The following is a 23,778-nucleotide window of genomic DNA, read 5'->3' on the forward strand; positions in this document are numbered from 1 at the left end:
CTTTATAAAACTTGTAAAATATCTCCATCTGTTATTTGGTGATCGATTAAACGATCATTATCTGTTAAAACAATTGACTTATTCTTTACTTTAATTACAAAATGTGAACCTTCATGATTATCAATCTTTAGCGTATCTAATAAATTTTTCAACAAATATTTAATAGATTGATGATTCGGAATACGTAAATCATATGTATTTTCATTCCATTTACTAAAATCTACCGTTACATTAATATGTGTTTGTATTGCCATTACTTTACCTCCAACTTTTGCGAAGAACTGTATAAATACCGATGCAAATAAGTACAATGCCACCGCCAAATAATAATATTATTGTTGTACTAATTGGCTTTTCATTCATTGTTTCATTATTCGCTACTTCATCTGCACTTTTTCTGACAACGTATTCACTGCTAAACAAACTATTTTTCGTATCTTTAACACTATTTATTTCTTTTTGTTTTATAAAAAGAGAATCTCGTAAAACTTCCATATCTTTTTGTTCTTTCTTTTTCTTTTTCTGAATTTCTTCTTCTATTTCTTTATTAAATAACTCAATCGATGCTTTATCTAATTCCGTTTCCTTGTGTTCCTTTTTATTTTTTTCTTGGTCGTTTTCTTCAACACGGTCTACTTTAAACTTAATCTTCCCATCATCACCAAGATAACTGTCAGCCGCGCTCCTTATCGGTAGCGCGACAAACAGTAAAAGGATAGAGAGAAATGATAACTTAGCCACTATGCTCCATTGTTTGATCATTTACTTCTTTTTCCTCCCATTTCTTATGCCATACAAATAGATTACTAACCAATCCGATAATGGCAATTACAAACAACACGATGAAAATAACTTTTCCAGTATCTTTACCGCTAATAAAATCATTTAGAAAACTTTCTATATACTGAAGTGGTGAGAACTGACGTACCTTTCCAACAGACGACATTTGATCTACTTTACTTCCAACTGCTTCAGTTAAAAATAGGTACATACTTAAAAATACTAATAGTATAAACATCCCTACCATTTTTATTTGTCGTAATAAGTATGTTGAGACCAATACAAACGCCATCATAATGATTGTGATAAACGCAATCCATAGTAAACTTTGATCTTGACCGAACTGTAAAAGACGTCCAGAAATGATACCTATACTAATTCCTTCCACAATTGATATACCGAATGCCACTACTGTAGTTGGTACATTCATATCAATTAATGAGAATTTCTCTTCAAAATGATCTGATTGCGTTCGTTTCTTTTCCTGATTCGCAATTGCGTATGCTGTAAATAACGCAACAATAAAACAAGTTAATACAATTAAATATGGTGTAAAAGCATTACCAGCTACAATGACTCCATCATTTTGTTTCTGAACTGGACTAGATAAAAATTGATATAACATTTCATTTTGGCGATCACCAATTCGGCTATTAGCCAAAATTTTAGTAAAGTTTTTGGAGAATGATTTATCATCGTCCATTTTCTTTGTAAAGTCATTTAATAATGAATCAGCCTTTGAAACAATTGTCGTTCCGCTTTCTTGAATTTCTTTTGCTTGTCCATTAATTTGATCAAATGTTTTATATACATCGTCTGATGTTGTTAAACTATGCTTCGAACTCTCGACCAATGACTGACTTTGCATCATTAATGATTTAATACCAGAATCTAACGATAAAACAGCTGTTTGCTCACCAGTATTATTTGTTGTTAGCACTTGCTGTTCTTCAACTAGCTTTAAGCTACTCTCACGCCATTTCGCTAAACCTTTTAAATACTCTCCTAAATTTTCATTCATACTAGTTGCTTGCTGCGTCGTTACATTTAATTTCTCCGCTAGTAGCATTGAATTTTGATCCGCACTAGTAATGAATTGTTGATAAGAGTCTATTTTTTGTTTTAAACCTGTCATATCTTGCTTTACTTCTGTCGTAATACTTGATGAAACAAGATTTGAAATTAAATCAATTAAGCTTTGTTTATTTAATACGTAGTACAAAGATTGTTCAGTTGCAATTGCATCTAAACTTCCCTCTTCTAGCTTAGGACCTACATCTTTCGTTCTTAAATCAATCCCATAATACATTTCGTACAGACTAATTAAACCTTGATAACTTTCAACTGTATCTACTGCTTCTTTTATTAATACACTAGATATATTTTTTGTTAATTCTTCTGATTTTTGATGTACAACTTGATTCGTCGTACTTTCAATAGTCGTTGAGTTACCACCTTGATTTTGGTTTCCTCCGTTACCTGTTCCAGGGTCTGGGTTTCCTCCATTACCTGTTCCAGGATCTGGATTTCCTTCATTACCTGTTCCAGGGTCTGGATTTCCTTCATTACCTGTTCCAGGATCTGGATTTCCTCCATTACCTGTTCCAGGATCTGGATTTCCTTCATTACCTGTTCCGGGGTTTGGGTTTCCTCCATTACCTGTTCCAGGGTCTGGGTTTCCTCCATTACCTGTTCCAGGGTCTGGGTTTCCTCCATTACCTGTTCCAGGGTCTGGGTTTCCTCCATTACCTGTTCCAGGGTTTGGGTTTCCTCCATTACCTGTTCCAGGGTTTGGGTTTCCTCCATTACCTGTTCCAGGGTTTGGGTTTCCTCCGTTACCTGTCCCAGTTCCACCTTCTTGGTTTCCTCCGTTACCTATTCCAGATCCACCTTCTTGGCTTCCTCCGTTATTCCCTGTTGTATTTTCCATTTTTTTGATAATAGGTTTTTTAGCATTGTGTACTAACGGCATTATGCCATACTGTGATTTATGAACCACATTTTCCACCTTGCTGTTTTCAGTTTGTGTTCCTTTATCTTCTTTATTAGGTTCTTCTTTTTCAGAACTAGTTTCTTTTTTATGATTCCCACTCAATTTCCAGTCCCACATTACAGGAGAGAAAACATCTATATTGATGTTTGTATTTTTTAACTTCACATGCAGATTAATCTTTATATCCCCTTCATTACGAGGAGGTATTGTAATTTCTCCTGCTTCGCTTTGAAGAAAGTCACTTGTACGATCCACATCATCAATATGTAAAGCCCCTGTATTTCCATATAGTTCAAATTCTTCTGGAATATTTATCTTCAAGGTTTGTGAAGATTCCATTTTAATTACGTTCGCCGTATCACTAAATGTAATTCCCTCTTTATAAAGTCTATCCTTTACTTCTTTAATGGCATTTCCTAAAGATATTTTATTTACAGGGTCATAATAAAAATTATTTTCTTTATTATATTTATTTGTAAATTGGATTACATTTTGCAGTTGTAATTTCGTTGCATCTGGCAATTCACTTTGAACGATTTCTTCCATGTTTAAACTAGGTAATTTTGCAATTAAACTTTCGATTTGTTTCTTTATTCGAACATCTGGTTGTTTCATTAATGTATTTATAAAGATCTCTTGCTTTCCATCGTTCGACATAGATTGCTTTAACTTTTTAATTATCGTCCCTTGAATATCACTTTCTAACTTTCCTGCAAGTTCTGTATCATATTCTGACACTTGTTTTTTTACATCTGTTAAATATTTTTGAATTGCTGAAGCATCAGCTAAAATATTTGGTTCTTTCTCTGAAAGCGTAAATTGATTTGTAATAACTTTATTAGCAGATTCTAATGCGCTTAACTGCTTTAAAACATCGCCTGTATTCATATCACTCATGTATTGATTAAATTGATTCGTGAAATTATTCGCTAACAGATTATTATCAGTTTGCATTTTTTGAAAGTTATTAAAACCATCTAAATACGTATTGTTAGATTTATTCCCTTCATCTAACGCTAAACCGAAACCTTTTAAAACATCCTGAAATCCTTTGAAACTAGTAACAGAAACCCCAGTATAATCTTGCACTGTTTTAAATTGATTTGTATAATTTGCCAAAGGACTATGTACATCTTTTTTGTACATAGTTGTTTGAACGTTTCCTTTTTCAATTATTTTGCCTATATTATCTTGTGCACCTTGCAACTTACCGATAATACTTGCAAAATAAACGTCGATGATTTGCTTATTGAAATCCTCTAAAATTGTAGACGCCGTATTTTCAGCCTCAGCTTTCAAATCTTTATTCCCAGTTGCATTTACTTTGTAGTTTAACGTTAATTTCTCTGGTAGTTCTGAATCAATCGCAACAGCTTTCCTAGAAAAATCATTAGGTATTACAATCATCATATTGTAATTATTATTTTTCAAACCATTTTCTGCTACTCCACGACTAACTACGTACCATTCTTGTTTCGTATTTTTATTTACATTTTTAACAAATTGATCTCCAAACGCTATTTTATTCCCTTCAAATACAGTTCCTTGATCTTCATTTACTAATGCAACTGTCATTTTTGGCGTGCTATTCTCATTAGCTTTCTTAACATTTTGATTTAATGCTAAATAGGAGACTCCTGTTGATAGCACAAGAGCTAAAATAATAAACAACAAGATGCTCCACTTAAACTTTTTCACTACTTATCACTCCTGCGGCTGCGAGTCTATTAAGTTAAGGACTCCTTATCTTACTCTAGTTTTAAAGCAATTTAGCCATACAACAAAAGTTGCATGGCTAAATTATATATTTCTTTTGCCCGTTTTTATTGTAGACCGAAATTACGAGAAAGATCTTCGTCGTGTCTAGCAACAGCCTCTGCAGTTTTATTAAGCTGCATATTAATTTCTTGTAATAGCTCTGCGAAGTTTTGTACTTTTGGTTTTAATTGATTGAACTGTTGATCAAAACCTTCGAAAGCACGACCTTCCCATTCTCCTCTTAATTCATTTTGTAAGTTTTGTAACTGACGTAAAATGTCCTCAATTTGATTTGCACCTTGTCCATATCGAGTCGCTTTTGATTTAAGCTCCTCTGGTGACATACGAATTTGTCCTGCCATTATTAAATCCCCCTTAAAATTTTAAAATAGTAAAATTAACCCAAAATCAATTCTACAAATTGATTATATCAATAATTTAAAAATTTCTAAACAAAAAAATGATATTTTTCCAAAATTTCTCTTTTAACATAATAACATTATATTATATAATATAAATTTATTGTTTTTTTAAAAGGACTGCTAAGCGTTTCTACCTCTATTTAATAATAAAAAGAAAACTTTTTTTACCCAAAATTCAGAATATAAACTTTACAAATTACATACTCATTTTCTTTTTCTTGTTTCTTCGCCCACTTAAAATCGTTTTCTCACTTCAACGTCATGATTACTTGTCTTTCAACGAAGCCAAAATCTTCGTACATTTCTTTTGCAAAGTTCCCTGTAAATACATTCAAGCGAATTTCTGAATACTTTTCTTGTAGTTCCTTGATCCCAGCTTTCATTAGTTTTCGTGATAATCCTCTCCCGCGATACTCTGAAAAAACATACAATTCATAAATAAAACCGAGTTTTTCACGAGAGAAATAGTCCACATTTTCTCCTATTAGTATCCATCCCACTACTTTATTTTCTTCCTTTGTAACTATATAATATGCCCCTTTTTCTACTAAAGGTTTTGTAATTTCAATCGCTTTTTCCGTACTTAGTTGACAATTCCCTCTCGTTCCTTCGAAAAGTGATTGAGCTGCATAATGTAATATTTGTTTCGTTTCTTCCTCATCTGCTTTTGTAATCATTCCTTTCTCCCTCCTGCCCTCTAATCATCATTGAAATACCATTTTCAAGACCGTCTGACTCAATTACAATTGCCATCAATCCTTTTTCCGTACTCGTTTCATGTAACTCTCCCTTCGCCCAAAACGCAGCTTGTCCAGCTCCTATCTTCACTTTTTCTTTATCTGATCCGCAAACAAATCCTTCTCCTTGTACAACTAGAAGCAGTTGAGATACAACTGCTTCATGATATCCAATAACTCCATTCGGTTGTAGATGCATAGAACCGATATGTATATTCCCTTGATGTTTTAATATTTTTGACATTATAAAGTTAGATTGAAATGCTGATATATGCTCTCCCACTTTTTCACTGAAATCAAAAATTTTCATTTCTGATCCTCCTTATATGTATAAAACCATTCTCACTGTTTGCAGCATATGCCCTTCGAAATCTTCTTCAAATTGCTCTAAAGCCGCAAAACCTTTTGCTTCATAAAATCGTTTTCCTTTTTCATTTTCCGCTTCTACATGAATGTACATTTTTCGAATCCCTTTTAACGTCGTGATCCCTTTTTGTAACAAAGCTGTCCCTATCCCTTTCCCTTGCTGATCTGGCAACAAATAAATCGCACCTAATTCTGCTTCGTTTTGCAGTCTAATTGGTGAAAAATTTGCAAAGCCAATTACTTCTCCCTCTTCTTCCGCAACAAATAAATGTGTATTTTCAAGGCGATATTTCATTTTTTCATCGGAATACGCTTCATTTAAAAAGTTGTCTTGAATCTCTCCCGGAATAATTCCTTCGTAAGTATCATGCCAAGCTATTTTCGCTACGTTTTGTACAGCATGAATATCTTCTTGCTTCATTTCTCTAATTACATATGTCATCTCGATGTCTCCATTCTCTTTAAATTACACTCTGCTAAAATACTAGAAGAAATGGCAAAACCATCTTCATAATTTACCTTAATTAATTTTAACTTCTCAATCGAAGCTAGTGTAACATCAAACTTTTCATATATATATTCCATTACACTTAAAAATTGATTTGAATTCAACCCATTAGCAATCGTGCAATGCGGAACCCATTTTCCTGGTACGTAATATGACTGTAGATTATCATGAAAAACTTTGAAATAATCATGATAAGAATGATGAAGTCTTAATAACTCATCAGTAATGGTTGGTGCTAGAAAGATCGTTCTATTAGTAGGAAAAGTTCCAACAGAAGGAAAAGTTACAGCAGCAATGTTCTCTTGAAAAACTACAAACTCCTCTAACTTCTCAGTATATAAATTAACATCTAACTCATTATAATCAGCCAATGTAATATGTGGTTCTACTCCGGCTAGTGGATTTGTTCCAATTATATTTGTTAATTCATTTTGCAATTCTCTAATTTTATTAGTGAACACACAATCAAATGTAGCAATGATAGCGTACATGCTTCCTCACCCCTTCGTTACACATAGCACTTCCCATTCGAATAGAATCATAGTATGTCCCGTTATAATATCGGCATTTTCGCATTCTTCCTTCTAAGCTCATTCCTATTTTCTCTGCTACTTTCATCATTCTTTCATTGCCAGACCAAGTTGTAAGCCCTACTCTACCAATCTCCATATTTTCAAATAGTAAGTCCCTATATAATGTTAATGCTTCTGTACCATATCCACCATTCCAGTATGCTGGGTCATAAATTACGATTCCCATTTCTAACCAACGCGTCGGTTTATGCTCCCAATAAAATCCGACTGTCCCTATAATTTGACCGTCATTTTCGACAATTAAATTCGATAGCGGCTCTTCTATTAAACGTTTTTGTGAGTTTTCTTTATATCGCGTATATTCTTGCATTGTTATTGGAAAGTATGGTGCATCCCATTTTTTCCACTCTGGATTTTCTTCTTTATATATGAAGCTCCATAATGTTTTGATATCTGATTCTTCTATTGTACGAATTGTAACTTTGTTCCCCTTTAATATAACGTTTTGCATAATTTCCTCCTACATTCCTCTTTATTTCATATACAATTATAATATTTTTTCAGAAAAATCAAAACAAAACTCCACTCTATTTTATATAATTTTGTTATATGATACGAATTATTTATATAAATTAGCCAATTTTTTCGAGTTTAATTTAGAAACTGAACTTCGGAAAAAATTGGATGAAGTACGAGCTCGTAGCATAGTTAATAAAAAACAGGAGGTTATATCCCTCCCATTTTAGCTAAATATTACATTTCCCTTCTTTTCTACCTCAAGTAGAATTCCTTTCTCTATCCAGCCTTCTACACCATCTTTTTTAATTAAATCATATCCCATGCAGCTACCATCAATTAAAGAAACTGTATCCCCTTTTCTAATACTGATTTGCGCACAAGAAATATCCGTTTTCACTGTATACTCACCTGATTCAAGTTGCTTTATATACTCGTTTTTCACATGAAGTAATTCATTTGTTCCTAGTTGTTTACATACGGTAAAACCTTTCATTCTCTCCACAGGTTCTATGTAATAATGTGGATATGTAACCCCACCCTGCATTACTGAATTCGCATTAAAATCGGCCAATACTTCATACTGCGGAAAATGATCTACATATGTATAAGAAAACGTATCACCTGAAGTTGTCCTCTGAATAATAAATGCGTTTAATTGCCCTGCTTCTTTAATCGCATTACCACCATCAATCGCAATAATTTTTTTCTCCTTATCAATAACTGGATTGTTAGACGGCGCCTCTTCGGAATAGTTCACAACAGGCCAATGTCCAACAATTACGTACTTATCTGCTCTATGTGATTTATTAAAAAACTCTGGCATTGCAATTGCATTTTTCCTGTCTGTTTGTCTCCAATTCTCTCTATCTTCAAGGCCAGCATGTACAAAGATATAATCATCAGTTTCAATAGCAGTTGGCAATTCTGTTAGCCACTTTATTTCTTTTGAAAAACGGCCCATCAATATGTTTTTCACTTCACAAATATCACTTTCTTCATTAACGGTAACGTTCAATTTCGCTAGCCATTCATTAAAAATTGTATTCTTTCTCGTACATAAATAATTTATTAGCGCAGGATTTTCATTTACAAGCGCTTCAACTACAGCTTCACAATTCCCTTCAATTACATAAACATTTTGCTTGCTAACTACTAGATCCATCACATAGTTTACGACGCCAATGCTATTTCTTCCTTTCTCACAAAGATCACCATTAATAATTAAATAATCTTCATCTTTAAAATTAACTTTATGTAATAATTCCTTTAAAAGATTTAATTCGCCATGAATATCAGATATTACGATAACTCTTACACCTTTTGGGATTAATAGTTTCTGAATTTTTTCCAAGTATGAACTCCCCTAACCTTCTTTACATTCAATATTATCGTCTCAATTATAAAGAAACTATTCGACAAAATAAGCAATTAACCCTCTTCATCTTAAACTTCTAAATAAAAGTAGGTTCTATATGTTACCTCACATAGAACCTACTTAATATTATAACTCTTTATAAAAAGAATAACTTACCTTATCATAGCCTTCTCTTTCATAAAAACGATGGGCATCAACTCTTGGAAACGCTGATGTAAGAACGATAGAATTGCACCCTTTTTCTCTCCCCCATTTTTCTACATATGACAGAAGAACTTTACCATATCCTTTCGATCTGTGAGCTTCCGCAGTTACAAGGTCATATACGAAAACATGTTTCTCATTATAAAAGTTCGCACAAATTGCTACACCAGCAAGACAAACAACTTCATCATCTTCATTCTGTAACGAAAGTAGTTTATAATTTTCTTTTTTCATTTTTTGAAATAAAGAACTTGCTTCTTCTCTTGAAAGTTTCGTTCGTAATTGCTGTAATACGGGGAATACATCATGTAAATCAGCTTCTGTTACTACTTCTCTAATATTCATTATCATTCTCCCCTTACTATTTATAAAATTTTCTAAATGTTATATCATTATTATAAAAAGTAACTGCCCCTAACTTAAGTGACAGTTCGATTATTTTTTATATGGCCAGTTTTTAAAGGAGAATTCATAAAATGGATCTTACTATCCCATTGCAATTAGAAAGTAAAACACCAATTTATTTACAAATTTACGAATATATGAAACGAGAAATCTCTCAGGGATCACTACCTGCCGGTACACGCCTTCCTTCTCACAGAAATTTAGCGGTACAACTTAATGTTAGCCGTATTACTGTTGAATCTGCTTATCAACAATTACTAGCTGAAGGTTATGTAGAAAGTAAACCGAAACGTGGGATTTTTGTTGCAGAAGTTGATATTGATGTCATTCAAAATAAACAACAAGTTGTGTCAAACAGCGCTAACAATATAAAAAAAGAACAATATGACTATGATTGTAGCCAAGGACTTATTGATCAAAAAGCTTTTCCAATTACAAACTGGAAAAGAGCTTTACAAGAAACTTTATTCCAATATGAAAATGAATTATTTGCTAAAGAAGATCCTCAAGGTGAGTTCGTTCTACGAGAGCATATTTCAAAATATTTATATCATGCCCGCGGGGTACATTCTACACCTGATCAAATTATTATCGGATCCGGTACGCAGCCTCTTCTTTGGTTACTGCTTCAACTGCTTGGTTCAAAAAAAGAATACGGAATCGAAAACCCTGGATTTCACCGTATAACTGCTATGATTCAAAGTGCTGATCTTCCTATTCACCCTATCCCTTTAGATGATAAAGGGATTCATATTTCAGCTTTACGTGAATCAGGTGCTAATGTAGCATACGTCACTCCATCACACCAATTTCCTCTTGGAATGATTATGCCATTATCTAGAAGGCTCGAATTATTAAGATGGGCCAATGATTGCGGAGGATATATTATTGAAGATGATTATGACGGAGAATTTCGTTATGTAGGAAAACCTATTCCCTCTTTACAAGGACTAGATTCAAATGAACGCGTTATTTATATGGGAACTTTCTCGAAATCCTTCTTACCTTCTTTGCGAATGGGGTATATCGTTTTACCAACTCATCTATTAAAAATCTATACAGAGCTTGAAGGTAAGTTTAAACAAACTGTTTCCACAATACAGCAACTCGCTTTTGCAACCTTTATTCACAATGGTGATTGGGAGCGCCATTTGAACCGTAGTCGTACGTTATATAAAAGAAAGCACACATTACTAGTTAAATCTATCAAAAATGAAATGGGATCTCGTGTTCAAATACTTGGCGAACAGTCTGGACTGCATATCGTACTTCATGTTCATAATGGTATGAACGAACAAGAACTGATTCATACTGCTGCAAAACAACAAATCAAATTATACCCACTCTCTACATATGATTCTGTACATAATTTAAGCGAGGCGTCATATGTACTACTCGGTTTCGGCAGCATTCCCGAAGATAGTATCGAAATTGTAGTCAAATTACTAAAGGAAGCCTGGTTCCCTAAGTAAAATAACTCCACATAAGTTATACTTATGTGGAGTTATTTTACACACTATTTTTCTGATACGTCTCCTGATCGAGCAGTCCTTCCTGGACGCTTAACACCAGTTGTTTCTGTTGAATAGGAAGCTTCAATTATAGCGGTTGGATCTACAGAGAGAACGAGATCTTTCATTTTTGGATAAATGAAACGGTTTGTAATACAATAAATAATTTTCTTGTGCTCTCCTAAAAAACCACCTTCTCCATGTAGATACGTAACGGATAATTGCAATTCTTTCATAAGCAAATCGCCTATTTCTTTATTTTCCCCAGAAATAATCATAACGCTCTTTCCTTGATTAATACCATCTAATATGAAATCAATCATTTTCGTAACAATATAGAAAATTGCTAATGAGAACATCGCTTGCTCAATTGAAAATAAAATAGCAACAAATACAAAAATAACCGCATTTACAGCAAGTAAAAATGTGCTAATTGGTACTTTAAAATGTTTGTTCATCCAAACAGCTAACATTTCTGATCCATCAATTGCCCCGCCCATTTTTACAACGATCCCAACACCAACTCCAAATAGAACTCCTCCGTAAAGTACAATTAATAATTCCGAAGTTGTAATTGCTGGAAATGGCTTTAAATAAATCAATCCAAGTGTTGTAACAACATTTGCATAAGACGTACGGATAAAGAACTTCTTACCCATTACTTTTGCAGTAAATAGTAAAATTGGGATATTAAGTCCTAAAAATACTCCATAAAGCGGTAATCCAGCAACTTTATTTGCCATAATAGCAATCGCAGTTACCCCACCGTCTACTAGGCCATTAGGCGCTAAAATAAGTTCTAGTGAGCCCGCTACAATAATGGATCCAATTGTTAATAATACGTATTCGAATAATTTTTTCATTCATTACCCCCAAAACTTATATATTTTCTTAGTATTATTTTAACGTAATTTTACTACTAATTCAAAGATATCAGTTTATATACACAAAAGTTTCACCTTTATAGTGATTTTTTATGTAATTTATTTATAAAAACACACTTACGTATTTCAGTAAGTGTGCTCCAAACATTTATTTAAGTTTTAAGTATGAATTCACTTTCATTTTAAATATTTCATCAACTGCTCTATTATACCCACCAGCATTTCGAAGTGACTCTCCAACTTTACGACTATTTTCCTTAAACGTTACATCATACATTACTTTCTTTACAGACTCACCTAACAATTCAGAAGTTAATTCTTTACGATTAAGCCTTATTCCAGCTCCTACTTCACTCACTCGTTTCGCAACTAAAGGCTGATCTCCTGTTACCGGAATTACAACTAACGGGACACCGTAATATAGTGCTTCACTCGAACTATTCATACCACCGTGTGTCACGAATACATCAGCGTACTGTAATACTTCTAATTGCGGCACATAATTATACAACTTAAAGTTATTCGGAATGTTTTCAAATTGACTTATATTTATCTTCTTACCAACAACTAATACGACTGTCGCTTCTACATCTTTAAACGCTTCAAAACATTTTTCATATAACTCAGGTTGTTCATTAAAAACTGTTCCCATAGAAATGAAAATCAATTGTTTATCTTTTAAATCTTCCATAGGAAAGCTATCTACTTCTTTTCGAGTAGCAATTGATGGACCGACAAACTTATACGATTCATCGAATACATCTGAACGCGGCTGATATTCCTTTGAAGTATATACAATAGTAATATCACCAGGATGATTCATAATATCATACATATTAATACATTTCATTCCATACTGCCTATTCCATTTTTCCATTCCCGCTAAACAAGATTGATATAATGGATTAGTTTCATCTACTTGTCTCGATTCTTGTTCATCATTAAAAGTAATGTACTGATTAAAAGCAAACGTTGTACAAGAAGAAACGCTAGGTAATTTTAAAACATTCGCTATAATACGTCCTACTGGAAAATGATTATCGTATATCAAGTAATCGTACTTTTCCCCTTTTGCTTCTTCTACAATTTGAGTAACAATACGCTCTGATGCTTCAATCATATGAGATAGCATCGTCAAAGGACTCCCACCTTCATTTACTCGTTCCATAATATTAATTTGAGAGAGGAAATTCTCAAACACTCGGAATTCTGCACCTGTTGCTTCAATCTTCTTTCTATAATCTTCAATACAATACGAAACAACTGTTTCCCCTCGCCGAATTAACTCACTTACAATAGCTAAAGTCGGATTTATATGACCTTCTCCAGGGAAATTTATTACGAGTACATTTGCCATAATATTCTCTCCTATCTAATATAATTAATTTAAAACTATTAAGTAATCTATTCTACTTCTTCATATTTTTCTCTTCATTTTATTATTGAGAAATATTTTTCATAACCTACATTATAACTCTTATAAAAGTAGGCTTAACCTTTCATTTATTGAAAAATACGGGATTTACATTCAGGTATTTTTACAGATTTATCATCAGAAACATTATTTTGATAATTCATACAAAACTAGAAAAATATAATTTTCACACTGATTTCTCACCATAAATTTATTTAAGTTCTATGTTGTCCCCATCATTATCCACTTGGTACATATTCTGTTATATAATGAATTTATAGAATTTACAGAAAAAGGAGCTCTTTCATGCTACAACAACTATTCATTTCACCTATTATATCTGTTCAAGCACTACATCCGGGCTATGAAGACCATGCAAGCGACGTGTTTCTTGTTAAAACAGCAGCTGAAGAAGTTATTGTTCGCTCTTCAAAAATGACTGAAGAGCCCAACAATGATTTTTGGTGGGGATGTAAAAACCTTTTTGGAATTGATCCAAGGCATGTACATCATTTAGAAACAATACACGCATTATTGAAAAAGCATACTACCTTACCCATCCCGACTATTTTGCAAAAACATGTTTTAAATGAGCGAGAGTATGTAATCGTCGAAAAACTAACCGGAAATACGCTGCAATCCTTTCTCGGACAACCTGATTCAATTTTATTCAGCCTTGGAAAAGGACTAGCAGAAATTCATTCGTTTCAAGCAGAGTTTATAGGAAACCCATCAAGCACTTTCCACATTCCACTAGAAGAATTTAAATCTCACATATTAAAAGTCAGTAAAGAACTTGTAAATAGGTTCCATTCCGATAACGCGAGCATCCATAACGCATTTCATACTTTTGAATCACAGCTATCTTCCTTGCCTGCACCAAAGGAATCTACACTCGTTTTAATTGATATGGATCCTACTCAGTTTTTATCAGATGGTCAATCTATTACTGGTTTAGTAGATACAGAAGCTTATGTAATTGCTCCACGAGAGTTTGATTTTATTGGATTAGAATATGTACTTACAGAAAAAGAGGCTCATGCTTTTAAACAAGGTTACGAAACCATTATGCCCATTCCTCGTCTTGAAGAATGTAGACATCCCTATCGATATTTGTACCGGTTATTATCTGTTCAGGGCAGTGTAGAGTTAGACAAGTGGCTAAGTCATCCATCCTATTTTTAAATACGAATGAGAGGGATTATGAAATGAATATTGAACAAAAGAAATCTTTAACAGCAAACGAAATTCAGCAAATGAAAGATTTATCTCATATTTGCGGACAACACGATCAAATTGATTACTCGTCAGATTTACATATAAACTTTTTAACTGCCCGTAATATAGAAGTGGTAAATGATTTTCTATTTTATGATGATACTCAATTAATCGGTGCATTAAGTATGTATGACTTTGAGAGACCGACAAAACTGGAGTTAATAGGGTTTGTTCATCCGAACTATAGGAAACAACATATAGGCACTACTCTTTTACAAACCGCAATGAAAGAAATACAAAAAAGAGAGGCAGATGAAGCCCTTCTTATAATTAATGGTGACTCTATTTCAGGGAAATCATTTGCAAAACAAATGAACTTTCCTTATTTATACAGTGAATACGGTATGGAGTTCAAAACAAACGAAGCACAAAAAACAATGAAAAATAATATTAATCTTACCGTTGCATCTTCTGAATTACTTCCTGATCTTATAGAAATCGCTAGTGAAGCTTTTGGAGATTCGGCAGCAAATACATCCACCTGGTTACAAAAGATGATGAATTCATCTTCCCATCAAGTTTACAGTGCTCTTATCGATGAAAAAGTGATAGGAACGATTACAGTTACTGAGCAAGAGCAATCTACTACACTATCAGGATTTGCAGTTCATCCTTCTTATCAAGGTAAAGGATATGGTAAAGGTATTCTTAGTTATATGGTACATACACTTATTACAGAAGGAGTTTCAACAATTGAACTAGACGTCGCAACGAAAAATAACAATGCTTTAAAACTATATACACAATGTGGTTTTGAAATTAAAAAGAAGCATGACTATTATAATTTAATGAATTTTGAGCAGAATACATATGTCTAAAAAACTAATTTATTCTGATTATGATATTTTTGCAGACATTTATAATAAACATTGGGGACATTTTGCAGAACACTCCTATCCAGCCTATCATAAATTCGTTTTACAAGATGCCGCTTCCCACTCCCGTATATTAGACCTTTGCTGCGGGACTGGTCATCTTACTAGGAAACTAATTGATAATAATTTTATAGTAACTGGTATAGATGGTTCTGCTCAAATGATCGAACACGCACGTCAAAATGCGCCAGATGCAACCTTCATCGTCGATGATGCTCGCTATTTCAATATAAATGAGCAATTCCACTACGTCATCTCAGCCGGTGATAGCTTAAATCACATTATGAAATTAAACGAGCTAAAAGACGCTTTTCATCATGTTTATTCGGCATTATATGATGGAGGTACATTCGCATTTGATATAAATACAGAAAAAGGATTTCTTGAAAACTGGAGTGCTTCGTTTCATATTTCAGAACGAGAATATGTTTGTACCATTGATTCCACGTATGATAGTGAAAGTAACAGAGCAGAAATGAACTTCATACTATTTAAACATGACATAGATGATAGTTGGAAAAGAAGTGACTTTTCTTTTGAGGAAGCCTGTTACTCCAATGAAGAAATAATTTCTTCGTTGGAATCTGTAGGATTTAAAAACATTCAACTACATGGTGCAAATAGAACATTTTTCATTTGTCAAAAATAAAAAAACTGAATCATATCGATTCAGTTTTTTCTTATTTTTTTCTTAATATATTTACAACCGCAGTCGTTTCATCATTTTTTTTATAAACACGTGGAATTCTTCTATCCAACATGCATGTAACTTCATAATTAATTGTACCTAACATATCTGCTATTTCTTCCACCGCAATCTCTTCTTCATCTTGTTTGCCGTAGAATACAACTTCGTCTCCTACTTGTACTGGCATTGCATTTGTAACATCTAGCATAAGCTGATCCATACAAACACGGCCAATTACAGGTACTCGTACTCCGTTTATTAGTGCATGCCCTTTATTAGATAGCTGACGATTATAACCATCAGCATAACCAATCGGTACAGTTGCAATCCATTCTTCGCCCGTTGTTACATAAGTATTCCCATAGCTAACACCACGATTTTTCTTCGCATGTTTAACATGAGCTACTTTTGATTTTAAAGACAACGCTGGCTGTAAGGAAGCAACTGTATGATCCACTTCTCTTGAAGGATACATACCGTAAATTCCAATACCGACACGAACCATATTTTGAAATGTGTTACTAAGTTCCATTGATCCTGCACTGTTTGAACTATGAATATATGGAAAATGAATTCCTAATTCTTCCGCTGTATTTACAGCTTTCTCAAACAAACTTGTTTGCATATTTGTATAAGTTTTATCTATTTCATCAGCGGTAGAGTAATGTGTAAACATCCCTACTACTTCTACATATCGCATACGTTTTAACTCTTCAAAAAACGGTTTAACTTCTTCTTCCTGTAAACCAATACGGCTCATTCCTGTATCAATTTTCACATGAATTCGCACTTTCTTTTGAAGATGGTTTGCAACTTCATCTATACCTTGTAAATCTTCTACTCTATAAACAGTCATCATAACGTCATATTGAATTACATCTTCTACAGCTGCTACTGGTGTATATCCTAAAATTAAAATAGGTACAGTGATTCCAGCTTCTCTTAATTCAATTGCTTCATCTACAAATGCAACTGCAAGTTGGTTTATTCCTGCTTCAATAGCCGATTTCGCAACTTCAACTGCCCCATGACCATACCCATTCGCTTTTACAGCAGCCATCATTGCAATATTTTCATCATTCACACGTTTTTTAAATTCTTTTACATTATGTTTTACCGCATTTAAGTCAACTTCAACAATTGTATCTCTTCCATATTTCAAGCTCATTGGTCTAACTCCTAACTCAATAATTACATTCCATTCTATTTCACGTTTCATATGACCTTTTACAATATAATACTTTTCACTATGCTAGTCAAACTACTAGAATTTTCGGAATTTTTAGTATGATATAATACCCTTAAGAAACTATTATATACGGAGGTGAGAATAATTACAATGTTTGTTCCATCTGCATTGAATCAAGTTAAAATTGCTATCGATACTTCCATTCAAATACTGAACCAATATACTGAAAGTGATTTGAAAATAAAGCCGATTGAATCAAAGCGGTCATTATTTGAAATGTGCACACATCTTTCCCTTATTTTCCATGCTGATTTACTCATATTAAATGGTATTACGGAAAAAGACTTACATACCTTTTATATAGAACAAACACCAGAAACAATTACTCAAATACAGCAAACGATGATACAAGGGTACGATTTACTTTCTAAAACTTTTTTATCCTATTCCAACGAAGAGTTAGCGGAAATTATGACTGCTTATTGGGGTATTTCTTACTCTCGATTCGAATGGTTGCTTGAAATCGTTGCACATTTTTATCATCATCGCGGACAAATTCATATTTTATTATGTGAGCATATTAAAGACCCTTACATTCCTTTATTCGAATAAAAAGAGCGAAAACAAAACCAATAAAGAGTATCAATCCTAATAAAATAAACGTCTGAGCATAGTCCCCTATTTTCATAAGATAAATAGAAATAATAGGTCCTATACTAGTTCCTAAAAATAAAACGAAAGTATAAATAGAAACTGCTATTCCCCTTGATTTTCCTCCTAATTGGCCGACAAGAGAAACTAAAGACGGAACGGATATAGCAATACCTATTACAAAAAAGACGCTCATCATTACAAGTAGCGGCAGGTTCGAAATAAAGCCCATTGAACTTAAACTAAAAATAGCGACCAACAATCCGCCCTGAAGAACTTGCCTTACTCCGAATCTCTTTGTTAAACGACCCGCAAGTGGTGACAGCAACATACCAAATAGCCCCGCTAAGCGAAAATAAAGAATTTGTTCTGGAGTTAAATTGTAAGTAGGACTGCTCAAATAATTCCCTAAAACAGTATACATGTTAACAAAAGCCATTAATAAAACAAATGCAATCATATAGCTCAATACTAAGCTTTTATGTGTAAAAACTTTACCCATCTGTTTAATTGGTCCCAAAATATCAGTATTGGATTGAGACGTTTCCCCTTTCGGAAGAGAATAATGAACCAATACAGCAGTAATGATATAGACAATACTAAGAAGAAAGAACACCATATGCCATCCAAAATGCTGACTAACAGCTGTACTTATTACTTGTCCTGCAATTCCAGCTACTAAAAAACCGGTACTAACAAACCCTATTGTTGTAACCTTTTTTTCTAACGGAAACATTTCTACAACGTAAGCTAACGCTACTGGAGAAAATGTAGCTGCTGCTATCCCCTGTAGCCCTCGAAGAATAACAAGCCAAAATAAACTATCCACAATCCCTAAGAAAAAAGAAACAATCGACAGTGCAAGCAGTCCAATAAAGATCACTTTTTTTCTCCCATATTTATCAGAGATTGCCCCAAATAACAAACAACCTATAGCAAAGCCAACAGAAAATATACTGCCTGTAGCCGCAGATTGTGCTAATGAAACCTTAAAAAGGTCTGAAAATAGAGCGGTTAAAGGAATCGTCACATATAGGCTGGACATAACTACCATGCCCGCCCAACATAACACCGCTGTCATTATTGTGTAATTCCTTTCACTATTTACTTCTTTTGATATTTCCATCATAAAATCTCCCCCTTACAATGATTTTCCCCATCGGTTTAAAACATCTAAAGTAAACTACTCAAAACGCCATTCCTTTAACACGTACTTAATTTGTTTACGTTAAAAGACATATCACCACCCTTCATCAAATTAGCTAGACATATAATAAGGTAACCTAATTATTTGTCTAAATAAAAAAGTTGACTCACACAATCAACTGCTTTATCTGCCTTCTCCTAATTTCTTCTGCATAGTTACTTGCATTTTATTTAAGAGATTCTCTAAAGTTTGACGCTCTTCTTGACTAAAGTCATCAACTAACGACGCGCAAGATAACCAAAAAGTCGGTAAAGAATGCGCAACTAGTTCTTTTCCTTTCGGAGTAATTTTCACCTTTAATCTTCTTCGATCTTCAGAATGATTGAATCTTACGATTAACTCTCGTTTCTCCATCCAATCTAATAAGCCAGTGACAGAAGCACGTGTAATCCCTAATCGGCTCGCAATATCCGAAGGGCTCATGTTCACTTCTCCCCCATTCGATTCCATTTCACGCAAAATAAACAACAGTAAAAAATCTAATTTACTTTCTGAAATACCAAGCGGAGCTAAATCTACGTCAACTGCATCTAGAACATTATCAGACGTCCATAACATTAACAAACCAAGTTTTGCTGCGATTGGATCCGTATCCGCTGATGCTGTCTTTTTTATTAACTCTGCATAAGGCTCAATCCCTAAAGGAAGAGCATCTTTTTTTGAATCCATTCATTTTCACTCTCCTTCCTTTTATTTAATTAGCTTACCTAACTACTTTTCATTATACTCATTTTCTTCCTTCTATTGCAAGAATATTGTTAGACAAAAAAATCCTGTTTTTAAAACAGGATTTTCCACACTGACTAACTAATATTTCTAAATAATCCCAAACTCTTTTAAAGCAACAGAAATGCCACCTTCACTTGATTTCTTTGTAACGAAATCTGCTCTTGTTCTTAACTCTTCTCCGCCATTCCCCATCGCAATTCCTAGTCCTACATACTGTAACATCTCAACATCATTTCCACCGTCACCAAAAGCAATTGCTTCTGATTTACAAATTTCCAGATGTTCCAATACCTTTTGAATTGCAGTTAGCTTCGATACTTTACTATCTTCCAACACATTCATAACGTAACCATGAAAACGTTCAAACGTAAGTGCTGGATATCTTTCAAAGAATTTTTGAGCTTCTGTTTCATCAGCATACAGACATACACAATAAATCTCTTCTGATAAGTTTCTAACTTTGTCAGGATACCGCTCTAAATTTAACGTTTCATTTAATGCTCGTATTACACGTTCGTCTTTTGAGGCAATACCATTCATTACAAATTCCTCTGTAAAATAAGAAACACTGTGACCATGTAATTCAGCGAAATTTGAAATATCATGAACAATTCCACTTGAAAGTACCGATTTATGTATAACTTCATCAGCACATTTTATATGTGCACCATTTGCAGAAATAAACGTATTTATGCCCAGCTCTTTAAATTGTGAGCATAAACTATATGGTCTCCCTGTTGTAACAACTACGTGAATTTCTTTATCTATTAACCTTTGTATCGCTTCTTTTGTGCTTTCATGCATACTTCTATCAATCTCACTTAAAAGAGTACCATCCACATCAAAAAATACAACTTTGTACATATCCTCTTACATTCCCTCTAAATGATTTGTATCATTTATAAAATGAATAGTTTTCTGTTTATCCGTAAGTTCAATCAAACTAATTCCCGTATCTCCCATTTTAAAATAATAGTCCATGCTAATTGGCATTTGGAAAAACGCTCGTAAAATACTATTTATTACACCACCGTGTGCAACAATTGCAATTCGGTCATATGTATTCTCTGTCACGATTTTAGAAAAAATCCCTTCTATTCTCATTCTAAATTCAATAAATGATTCCCCGTTTTCAAAACGATCATGAAGAAATTTTGGCTCTGGATATTTTTTCGCTTCTTCAAATGATAACCCTGCTTGTACCCCATTATTAAACTCCATTAATTCTTCTTCTAGTTGAATTGGGCACCCAATTCCTTCTGCTAATGTTTCACCAGTTTCGCGAGCACGTTTTAATGTGCTTGCCCAAATGAAATCTGGCGGGAAATCTGCTTTCACTTTCTGTACAAGTCTTTGTACTTGCTGTCTTCCCTTTTCTGTTAATTCAAAGTCAGCTCGACCTTCATGTACATTTAAAATATCTGCTTCTGATTCACCGTGGCGTATTAGTAGTATTTGCATGTTTCTTCCGCTCCCTTGTTTTATATTCACAAAACTCCATTATATCACATTCTTAACTTTATATAACAAAAAAGGAACGGTTTCCCGCCCCTCATCCATTCACTTTCTCTGCATCATTCCAATAATACTTACTAAACGCTTCCGTTAACACATCAATAGTATTATATAGTTCGTCTAGCGTATTATCCACACCACCAACTTCAATTAACATCGCATTTTTAGATAAATCTTGATTATAAACGCCATTTCCATCTTTTTTATACTTTGGAAAGATCCCTCTGCTTAACCCGTAATAGTTTTCATCTAAATAACTATTGATTGCTCTTGCAATTTTTTCATTTTCAGCACGCCCTTCATTTTCCATCCCAATTATAAAATATAATCTTGCATACGATTTCCCGTTAATTACTTTTGTTGTTACCTTCTTCCGCTGATCATCACGGTGTATATCAATCGGAAACGCAATTTTATTATTTTGTGCTAATGTTTCTTTTACATATTCATGAGACGCTTTATATGATTGCGGCCATTTCCATTTTTTACTCGCTAATAAATCCCCCATATTCGTTTTATCATGAACTACCGGAATTCCTTGTCCTTCAAGTTGTTCTTTCATACGTTTCCCTAGTAAGGACACATTTACATCTGGACTTGATGGATCGGTAGCCCCTGGTAATAACGGAAAGAAAGATTCCCAGCTATGTGTATGATAAATATATACTGCACTTTCACCTTTTTTCGCTCCGTTCTTTTTCTGAACCGGATTATTCTTTTCAGCTTCTGTAACTTTATCTTTTGCTACTTCTCGCTCTTTCGTTACTTCTTCAATCGGTACACTAGATTCATTTGGGATATTCGTAAAGTTTGTCCCTTCCCCAGCTACGATAATGTTAGAGTAATACTTTGACATACCAGGCACTTCTTTACCGACAAACGTTCTTAAATCTTTAATTTTCAAATCCGTCGCAATCGAGAACATTAAATTTCCAAATGACTCCCTTTTATTCTGCTTAAAATAATCAAATCCGTAATAGCGATTCTCACTTTCTATCATTTGAACAAAACCTTGCATCGATACTTTTCCAAACCATTGATTCACGTAATTCGATTTCATTGTATGTAAAAGCGACGTCAAAATCGACGCAATAATAATTATGACTAGTGCATATAGAAAGAGTAACGAGATTAGTTTCTTCCCATGTATACGGGTTGCATACTTCTTCACTGTATCACCTTCTTTATACATGGATATGTACAAGCTTTTCGTAATATACGCAAAAAAAAAAGAGAAATGGCATCCCATTTCTCTTTCTCACTCTTATTATTCTTTTTCTGTATCTGACGAAGGTAATTTCTTCGCTTGTTTTTCTTTGAAGATTTCCCCAATTGCACCAAGAGTACCAAGTGTTTCAATTGCATTAGACGGAATAAAGACTTTATTCGCTGGTCCTTTTGCAACCTCAATTAATGATTCAAACGATTTATAAGCAAGTACGCGTTCATCTAAATCTGCTGCGCGAAGTAATTCAATTCGGTTTTGTTCTGCTTTTGCGATTTCCTCAATCGCTCTTGCTTCCCCTTGCGCTTCTAATTCTTTTGCTTCTTTTAAACCTTCAGCTTCTCGAATACGCGCTTCTTTATCCCCTTCAGCCATTAAAATTTTACTTTGTTTTTCCCCTTCAGCCCGAAGGACTTTATCTTGTTTCGCTGCTTCAGCTTCTAAAATGATCGCACGTTTATTACGTTCTGCTTTCATTTGTTTTTCCATTGATACTTGCACATCTTTTGGTGGATTAATATCGACTATTTCGACACGCTCAATACGAACGCCCCATTTTTCTGTCGCTTCATCAAGTGCTAAACGAATTTCTGTTGAAATTTTTTCACGACCTGATAATGTTTCATCAAGCTCCATTTTACCAATAATTTGACGCATTGTTGCAGATGTAATATTACGAACACCATATTCATAGTTTGAAATACCATATGTCGCAAGCTCTGGTTCAACAATTTGATAGAAAATAATTGTATCAATTTCTACTTGTACATTATCTTTCGTTATTACCTTTTGTGGTGGTACATTCGTTTGTTGAATACGCAAATCGTGATATACACGAACGCGGTCTACAATTGGGATTAGAATATTTAATCCTGGGTGCATAATCCGTTGAAATTTACCAAACCTTTCAACGACCCCAACTTTTTGCTGAGAAATAATTTTAATTGTCAATGCAATAAATACAACGACAATCAATGCGAAAATAATCGTTAACGTTAATGCTACTGCCATA

At 33.8% G+C, this 23,778-nt stretch carries 25 protein-coding genes; 5 read left to right on the forward strand and 20 right to left on the reverse strand.

Annotated features, from left to right (window positions below; translation table 11 throughout):
* Window positions 1–2 precede the first annotated feature (2 nt).
* The 11 genes from AC1DS7_RS06560 to AC1DS7_RS06610 form a co-directional block, all read right to left on the reverse strand.
* Complete coding sequence (locus tag AC1DS7_RS06560) at window positions 3–254, reverse strand: EsaB/YukD family protein (protein WP_016120098.1); 252 nt, start codon at window positions 252–254, stop codon at window positions 3–5.
* Between the two features lie 4 nt (window positions 255–258).
* The gene (gene essA / locus AC1DS7_RS06565; RefSeq protein ID WP_002127039.1) at window positions 259–762 is read right to left on the reverse strand and encodes a type VII secretion protein EssA; all 504 of its coding nucleotides are present in this window, start codon (window positions 760–762) and stop codon (window positions 259–261) included.
* Window positions 734–4,471 (reverse strand): type VII secretion protein EsaA, encoded by a 3,738-nt coding sequence (gene esaA, locus AC1DS7_RS06570; protein WP_476998863.1) that lies wholly within the window; start codon window positions 4,469–4,471, stop codon window positions 734–736. Before esaA ends, essA begins: the two co-directional genes overlap by 29 nt.
* Window positions 4,472–4,596: 125 nt before the next feature.
* Window positions 4,597–4,893 (reverse strand): WXG100 family type VII secretion target, encoded by a 297-nt coding sequence (locus AC1DS7_RS06575; protein WP_000918598.1) that lies wholly within the window; start codon window positions 4,891–4,893, stop codon window positions 4,597–4,599.
* A gap of 308 nt (window positions 4,894–5,201) precedes the next feature.
* Entirely contained in the window at window positions 5,202–5,630 is a 429-nt protein-coding gene (locus AC1DS7_RS06580) for a GNAT family N-acetyltransferase (protein ID WP_002127034.1), read from the reverse strand.
* Entirely contained in the window at window positions 5,611–6,000 is a 390-nt protein-coding gene (locus tag AC1DS7_RS06585) for a cupin domain-containing protein (protein WP_002012492.1), read from the reverse strand. The genes AC1DS7_RS06580 and AC1DS7_RS06585 overlap by 20 nt, the downstream gene beginning before the upstream one ends.
* A 12-nt stretch (window positions 6,001–6,012) precedes the next feature.
* Complete coding sequence (locus tag AC1DS7_RS06590; RefSeq protein ID WP_002127033.1) at window positions 6,013–6,498, reverse strand: GNAT family N-acetyltransferase; 486 nt, start codon at window positions 6,496–6,498, stop codon at window positions 6,013–6,015.
* Entirely contained in the window at window positions 6,495–7,055 is a 561-nt protein-coding gene (locus AC1DS7_RS06595; RefSeq protein ID WP_002127032.1) for a 2'-5' RNA ligase family protein, read from the reverse strand. The genes AC1DS7_RS06590 and AC1DS7_RS06595 overlap by 4 nt, the downstream gene beginning before the upstream one ends.
* The gene (locus AC1DS7_RS06600) at window positions 7,030–7,608 is read right to left on the reverse strand and encodes a GNAT family N-acetyltransferase (RefSeq protein WP_476998864.1); all 579 of its coding nucleotides are present in this window, start codon (window positions 7,606–7,608) and stop codon (window positions 7,030–7,032) included. Before AC1DS7_RS06600 ends, AC1DS7_RS06595 begins: the two co-directional genes overlap by 26 nt.
* 231 nt (window positions 7,609–7,839) lie before the next feature.
* Window positions 7,840–8,967 (reverse strand): metallophosphoesterase, encoded by a 1,128-nt coding sequence (locus AC1DS7_RS06605; protein WP_476998865.1) that lies wholly within the window; start codon window positions 8,965–8,967, stop codon window positions 7,840–7,842.
* 150 nt (window positions 8,968–9,117) lie between these two features.
* The gene (locus AC1DS7_RS06610) at window positions 9,118–9,540 is read right to left on the reverse strand and encodes a GNAT family N-acetyltransferase (RefSeq protein ID WP_098632210.1); all 423 of its coding nucleotides are present in this window, start codon (window positions 9,538–9,540) and stop codon (window positions 9,118–9,120) included.
* 131 nt (window positions 9,541–9,671) lie between these two features.
* Here AC1DS7_RS06610 and pdxR point away from each other — a divergent pair, with 131 nt between their 5' ends.
* Window positions 9,672–11,072 carry a MocR-like pyridoxine biosynthesis transcription factor PdxR gene (gene pdxR, locus AC1DS7_RS06615; RefSeq protein WP_476998866.1) on the forward strand — a complete coding sequence of 467 codons (1,401 nt, stop codon included), beginning with the start codon at window positions 9,672–9,674 and terminating at the stop codon, window positions 11,070–11,072.
* Between the two features lie 44 nt (window positions 11,073–11,116).
* Here pdxR and AC1DS7_RS06620 read toward each other — a convergent pair whose 3' ends face one another.
* Both AC1DS7_RS06620 and AC1DS7_RS06625 read right to left on the reverse strand, forming a co-directional pair.
* The gene (locus AC1DS7_RS06620) at window positions 11,117–11,974 is read right to left on the reverse strand and encodes a YitT family protein (RefSeq protein WP_476998867.1); all 858 of its coding nucleotides are present in this window, start codon (window positions 11,972–11,974) and stop codon (window positions 11,117–11,119) included.
* A gap of 169 nt (window positions 11,975–12,143) precedes the next feature.
* Window positions 12,144–13,352 carry a macrolide family glycosyltransferase gene (locus tag AC1DS7_RS06625; protein ID WP_215588972.1) on the reverse strand — a complete coding sequence of 403 codons (1,209 nt, stop codon included), beginning with the start codon at window positions 13,350–13,352 and terminating at the stop codon, window positions 12,144–12,146.
* Between the two features lie 363 nt (window positions 13,353–13,715).
* Between AC1DS7_RS06625 and AC1DS7_RS06630 the strand changes: the two genes are divergently transcribed.
* From AC1DS7_RS06630 to AC1DS7_RS06640, 3 genes are read left to right on the forward strand one after another with little or no spacing between them, the layout of a single operon-like run.
* Window positions 13,716–14,594: an aminoglycoside phosphotransferase family protein gene (locus AC1DS7_RS06630; RefSeq protein ID WP_215588971.1), complete on the forward strand. Its 879-nt coding sequence runs from the start codon at window positions 13,716–13,718 to the stop codon at window positions 14,592–14,594.
* 23 nt (window positions 14,595–14,617) lie between these two features.
* Window positions 14,618–15,505, forward strand: coding sequence for a GNAT family N-acetyltransferase (locus AC1DS7_RS06635; protein ID WP_215588970.1), 888 nt, complete (start codon window positions 14,618–14,620; stop codon window positions 15,503–15,505).
* On the forward strand, window positions 15,498–16,211 hold the full coding sequence (locus AC1DS7_RS06640) for a class I SAM-dependent methyltransferase (RefSeq protein ID WP_002189385.1): 714 nt from the start codon (window positions 15,498–15,500) through the stop codon (window positions 16,209–16,211). The genes AC1DS7_RS06635 and AC1DS7_RS06640 overlap by 8 nt, the downstream gene beginning before the upstream one ends.
* A 31-nt stretch (window positions 16,212–16,242) precedes the next feature.
* Here AC1DS7_RS06640 and alr read toward each other — a convergent pair whose 3' ends face one another.
* Complete coding sequence (alr, locus tag AC1DS7_RS06645; protein WP_016120086.1) at window positions 16,243–17,418, reverse strand: alanine racemase; 1,176 nt, start codon at window positions 17,416–17,418, stop codon at window positions 16,243–16,245.
* 171 nt (window positions 17,419–17,589) lie between these two features.
* On the opposite strand from alr, the gene AC1DS7_RS06650 reads away from it, so the two are divergent.
* Window positions 17,590–18,051, forward strand: coding sequence for a DinB family protein (locus tag AC1DS7_RS06650; RefSeq protein ID WP_078204815.1), 462 nt, complete (start codon window positions 17,590–17,592; stop codon window positions 18,049–18,051).
* Here AC1DS7_RS06650 and AC1DS7_RS06655 read toward each other — a convergent pair.
* From AC1DS7_RS06655 to AC1DS7_RS06680, 6 genes are all read right to left on the reverse strand, one after another.
* Window positions 18,020–19,216: an MFS transporter gene (locus tag AC1DS7_RS06655; RefSeq protein WP_098635410.1), complete on the reverse strand. Its 1,197-nt coding sequence runs from the start codon at window positions 19,214–19,216 to the stop codon at window positions 18,020–18,022. The two genes, AC1DS7_RS06650 and AC1DS7_RS06655, sit on opposite strands and share 32 nt — an antisense overlap.
* Before the next feature lie 204 nt (window positions 19,217–19,420).
* Window positions 19,421–19,966, reverse strand: a complete 546-nt coding sequence (locus tag AC1DS7_RS06660; protein WP_098635355.1) for a MarR family winged helix-turn-helix transcriptional regulator — start codon at window positions 19,964–19,966, stop codon at window positions 19,421–19,423.
* A 147-nt stretch (window positions 19,967–20,113) separates the two neighbouring features.
* Complete coding sequence (locus AC1DS7_RS06665; protein ID WP_215588969.1) at window positions 20,114–20,890, reverse strand: Cof-type HAD-IIB family hydrolase; 777 nt, start codon at window positions 20,888–20,890, stop codon at window positions 20,114–20,116.
* Window positions 20,891–20,896: 6 nt separating this feature from the next.
* A complete protein-coding gene (locus AC1DS7_RS06670) occupies window positions 20,897–21,487 on the reverse strand; it encodes a histidine phosphatase family protein (protein WP_002141416.1) in 591 nt (196 codons plus the stop codon).
* Window positions 21,488–21,578: 91 nt separating this feature from the next.
* Entirely contained in the window at window positions 21,579–22,790 is a 1,212-nt protein-coding gene (spoIIP, locus tag AC1DS7_RS06675; protein WP_350457429.1) for a stage II sporulation protein P, read from the reverse strand.
* Between the two features lie 18 nt (window positions 22,791–22,808).
* Complete coding sequence (locus AC1DS7_RS06680) at window positions 22,809–23,777, reverse strand: SPFH domain-containing protein (RefSeq protein WP_002031527.1); 969 nt, start codon at window positions 23,775–23,777, stop codon at window positions 22,809–22,811.
* Between the last annotated feature and the right edge of the window lies 1 nt (window position 23,778).

Source organism: Bacillus sp. P4_E1, from assembly GCF_056401715.1.

Excerpts from the sequence above, each read along its gene's own strand:
- AC1DS7_RS06560 (WP_016120098.1), bottom strand. The coding sequence starts at position 254 with ATGGCAATACAAACACATATTAATGTAACGGTAGATTTTAGTAAATGG.
- essA (WP_002127039.1), bottom strand. The coding sequence starts at position 762 with ATGATCAAACAATGGAGCATAGTGGCTAAGTTATCATTTCTCTCTATC.
- AC1DS7_RS06575 (WP_000918598.1), bottom strand. The coding sequence starts at position 4,893 with ATGGCAGGACAAATTCGTATGTCACCAGAGGAGCTTAAATCAAAAGCG.
- AC1DS7_RS06580 (WP_002127034.1), bottom strand. The coding sequence starts at position 5,630 with ATGATTACAAAAGCAGATGAGGAAGAAACGAAACAAATATTACATTAT.
- AC1DS7_RS06585 (WP_002012492.1), bottom strand. The coding sequence starts at position 6,000 with ATGAAAATTTTTGATTTCAGTGAAAAAGTGGGAGAGCATATATCAGCA.
- AC1DS7_RS06590 (WP_002127033.1), bottom strand. The coding sequence starts at position 6,498 with ATGACATATGTAATTAGAGAAATGAAGCAAGAAGATATTCATGCTGTA.
- AC1DS7_RS06595 (WP_002127032.1), bottom strand. The coding sequence starts at position 7,055 with ATGTACGCTATCATTGCTACATTTGATTGTGTGTTCACTAATAAAATT.
- AC1DS7_RS06600 (WP_476998864.1), bottom strand. The coding sequence starts at position 7,608 with ATGCAAAACGTTATATTAAAGGGGAACAAAGTTACAATTCGTACAATA.
- AC1DS7_RS06610 (WP_098632210.1), bottom strand. The coding sequence starts at position 9,540 with ATGAATATTAGAGAAGTAGTAACAGAAGCTGATTTACATGATGTATTC.
- pdxR (WP_476998866.1), top strand. The coding sequence starts at position 9,672 with ATGGATCTTACTATCCCATTGCAATTAGAAAGTAAAACACCAATTTAT.
- AC1DS7_RS06620 (WP_476998867.1), bottom strand. The coding sequence starts at position 11,974 with ATGAAAAAATTATTCGAATACGTATTATTAACAATTGGATCCATTATT.
- AC1DS7_RS06625 (WP_215588972.1), bottom strand. The coding sequence starts at position 13,352 with ATGGCAAATGTACTCGTAATAAATTTCCCTGGAGAAGGTCATATAAAT.
- AC1DS7_RS06630 (WP_215588971.1), top strand. The coding sequence starts at position 13,716 with ATGCTACAACAACTATTCATTTCACCTATTATATCTGTTCAAGCACTA.
- AC1DS7_RS06635 (WP_215588970.1), top strand. The coding sequence starts at position 14,618 with ATGAATATTGAACAAAAGAAATCTTTAACAGCAAACGAAATTCAGCAA.
- AC1DS7_RS06640 (WP_002189385.1), top strand. The coding sequence starts at position 15,498 with ATGTCTAAAAAACTAATTTATTCTGATTATGATATTTTTGCAGACATT.
- alr (WP_016120086.1), bottom strand. The coding sequence starts at position 17,418 with ATGAGCTTGAAATATGGAAGAGATACAATTGTTGAAGTTGACTTAAAT.
- AC1DS7_RS06650 (WP_078204815.1), top strand. The coding sequence starts at position 17,590 with ATGTTTGTTCCATCTGCATTGAATCAAGTTAAAATTGCTATCGATACT.
- AC1DS7_RS06655 (WP_098635410.1), bottom strand. The coding sequence starts at position 19,216 with ATGGAAATATCAAAAGAAGTAAATAGTGAAAGGAATTACACAATAATG.
- AC1DS7_RS06660 (WP_098635355.1), bottom strand. The coding sequence starts at position 19,966 with ATGGATTCAAAAAAAGATGCTCTTCCTTTAGGGATTGAGCCTTATGCA.
- AC1DS7_RS06665 (WP_215588969.1), bottom strand. The coding sequence starts at position 20,890 with ATGTACAAAGTTGTATTTTTTGATGTGGATGGTACTCTTTTAAGTGAG.
- AC1DS7_RS06670 (WP_002141416.1), bottom strand. The coding sequence starts at position 21,487 with ATGCAAATACTACTAATACGCCACGGTGAATCAGAAGCAGATATTTTA.
- spoIIP (WP_350457429.1), bottom strand. The coding sequence starts at position 22,790 with ATGGGATGCCATTTCTCTTTTTTTTTTGCGTATATTACGAAAAGCTTG.
- AC1DS7_RS06680 (WP_002031527.1), bottom strand. The coding sequence starts at position 23,777 with ATGGCAGTAGCATTAACGTTAACGATTATTTTCGCATTGATTGTCGTT.